Source organism: Micromonospora sp. NPDC003776 (genome assembly GCF_053605645.1).
In genome coordinates this window covers 1-2,080 of record NZ_JBSGJR010000837.1, presented here as the reverse complement: position 1 = coordinate 2,080, position 2,080 = coordinate 1, and the positions used below count along the sequence as shown (strand labels likewise).

At 73.7% G+C, this 2,080-nt stretch carries 2 protein-coding genes and 1 pseudogene; 2 read left to right on the top strand and 1 reads right to left on the bottom strand.

Features of this window, described 5'->3' with window-relative positions; all coding sequences use genetic code 11:
• Positions 1-65: 65 nt before the first annotated feature.
• Entirely contained in the window at positions 66-623 is a 558-nt protein-coding gene (locus tag ACWEVO_RS35530) for a GerMN domain-containing protein (RefSeq protein WP_452311785.1), read from the top strand.
• Between the two features lie 9 nt (positions 624-632).
• Here ACWEVO_RS35530 and ACWEVO_RS35525 read toward each other — a convergent pair whose 3' ends face one another.
• On the bottom strand, positions 633-1,130 hold the full coding sequence (locus tag ACWEVO_RS35525; RefSeq protein WP_452311784.1) for a DinB family protein: 498 nt from the start codon (positions 1,128-1,130) through the stop codon (positions 633-635).
• A 210-nt stretch (positions 1,131-1,340) separates the two neighbouring features.
• On the opposite strand from ACWEVO_RS35525, the pseudogene ACWEVO_RS35520 reads away from it, so the two are divergent.
• Positions 1,341-1,985: pseudogene (locus ACWEVO_RS35520) on the top strand (sigma-70 family RNA polymerase sigma factor); the annotation flags it as partial.
• Between the last annotated feature and the right edge of the window lie 95 nt (positions 1,986-2,080).

The following is a 2,080-nucleotide window of genomic DNA, read 5'->3' as shown; positions in this document are numbered from 1 at the left end:
GCCGGCGTCCTCGACCGGCAGCCGCGGGGCGCCCGGTTCCGGGTCGAGTTGGCGGAGGTGCGGTGATGCGCCGACCCCTCGCGGCGGTCCTGCTCGTGGTGCTGCTCGGCGGCTGTGGCGTCCCGGTCGACGACCGGCCCCGCCCGGTGTCCGCCCCGCCCGGCTCGTTTCCCGCCGCCACGGGGACGGCGACCACCGATCCCGACGGGCGGGTCGACGAGACCCTGTGCTTCGTCCGGGACGACGGGCTGGCGGCCGCCACCCGCCGGGTCGACGGCCTCTCGGGCGTCGACACCCACCTGCAGCACCTGCTCGCCGGGCCGGACGACGCGGAACGGGAACGGGGCCTCTCCACCGCCCTGCCGGGCACGATCACGGTCGCGGGGGTCAGCGCCGTCGGCACCGTGGTGACGGTCGACGTGCGGGAGGCGGGCGAGGAGACCGGCCGCAGCGACGAGATGCTCGCGTTCGGCCAGATCGTCTGCACGTTGACCCAGCGGGCGGACGTCGACAGCGTCGCGTTCCGGCGCGACGGCCAACCGTTGGAGGTGCCCCGCGCGGACGGCTCGCTCTCCGCGCTGCCGCTCACCGCCGCGGACTACCGGCCGCTGCTGCGTCGCTGACCGACCGGCTCAGCCGCCGGACGCCCGGCGGATGTCGAGCAGGTGGTGCTCACCCTCGTGAACGGTGTGCTGGCCGAGCCAGAGGAGGGTCCGGACCTGCCGCTGCGGCCACGGATAGACGCCGGTACGGGCCAGCTGCGCCGCGCCGAGCCCGGCGAACCGGGTCGCCAGCTCGTCGGCGGCGGTGCCGAGTTCGGCCAGGACGGTCACCGGTTCCTGGTCGTTGTACCGCTCCGCGACGGCGCGCTCGTCGCGGCCCATGGGGAGGAACGTCGGTTCCTCGACGCGGAGTGCCAGGGCGAGCCGTTCGGCCTGAACGCGCAGCACGTCCCGGACGTGGCAGGTGTACTCCAGCGGCGACCACACCCCCGGGGCGGGGCGCCGGCGGACGTCCGCCACCTCGTCGAGGGCGCCGGTGAACCGGCCGCGCAGGTCGCGCAGGAGCGCGGGCAGCGCGGCGCCGGCCACCCGGGAATACACGAAGAGGCACTCGTCGCAGCGGTCCACGGACGCAGGATATGCCCCCGCCGCACGCCGCCCCGACCTCGTTTTGTGGCCGCCGTCGCAATCTCCCGACCGACTCCAGTGGGTGAATGTCCATGTATGGGCGCTATATCCATCGTCCGTTCGGTTGATTAGCTGCCGGACTTTGGTCTAGTGTGGCTGGCACGACCGGTGCTGGGAGGCACCCGTTCTCCTCAGGACAGGAAGGGCAGTATGACCACGACGACCATCGCCCCGACGACGACCGACGTGCACCGTGCCCCGGTGACCGGCGAGGAGTCCCGCGCCAGCGAGCTGATCGCCGCCCTGTCCACGCTGCCGGAGGGGCACCCGGAACGGGCGGCGCTGCGCAACCAGGTCATCGAGGCGTGGCTGCCGCTGGCCAACCACCTCGCCGCCCGCTACAGCGGCCGGGGCGAGCCGGCCGGCGACCTGGCCCAGACCGCCGCCCTCGGGCTCATCAAGGCGGTGGACCGGTTCGACGCCGCCCGCGGCGTGGACTTCGCCGGCTTCGCGATCCCCACCATCCTCGGTGAGATCAAGCGGCACTTCCGCGACCGCACCTGGAACATCCGGGTCCCGCGCCGCCTCCAGGAGCTGCGGCTGCGCATCTCCGAGGCGAACAGCACGCTGACCCAGACGCTCAACCGGGCGCCCACCGTCGCGGACATCGCCGCCCACCTCGACGTCACCGAGGAAGAGGTGCTCGAGGGCCTGGAAGGCGCGCGCGCCTACAACGCCGTGTCGCTGTCCACCCCGATCGGTGACGGCGACAGCGCCACCGAACTGGGCGACACCCTCGGCGCCGACGACAGTGAGTACGAGCTGGCCGAGCTGCGTGCCTCGCTCGGACCGGCATGACCGTCACCCCTCAGGCCAGCGGGGCCGCCTCCGAGCGCACCGGGCTGCACGTGACGTACGACGGCCGGCTCCATCCGGCGGAGATGCTCGCC

Excerpts from the sequence above, each read along its gene's own strand:
- ACWEVO_RS35530 (WP_452311785.1), top strand. The coding sequence starts at position 66 with ATGCGCCGACCCCTCGCGGCGGTCCTGCTCGTGGTGCTGCTCGGCGGC.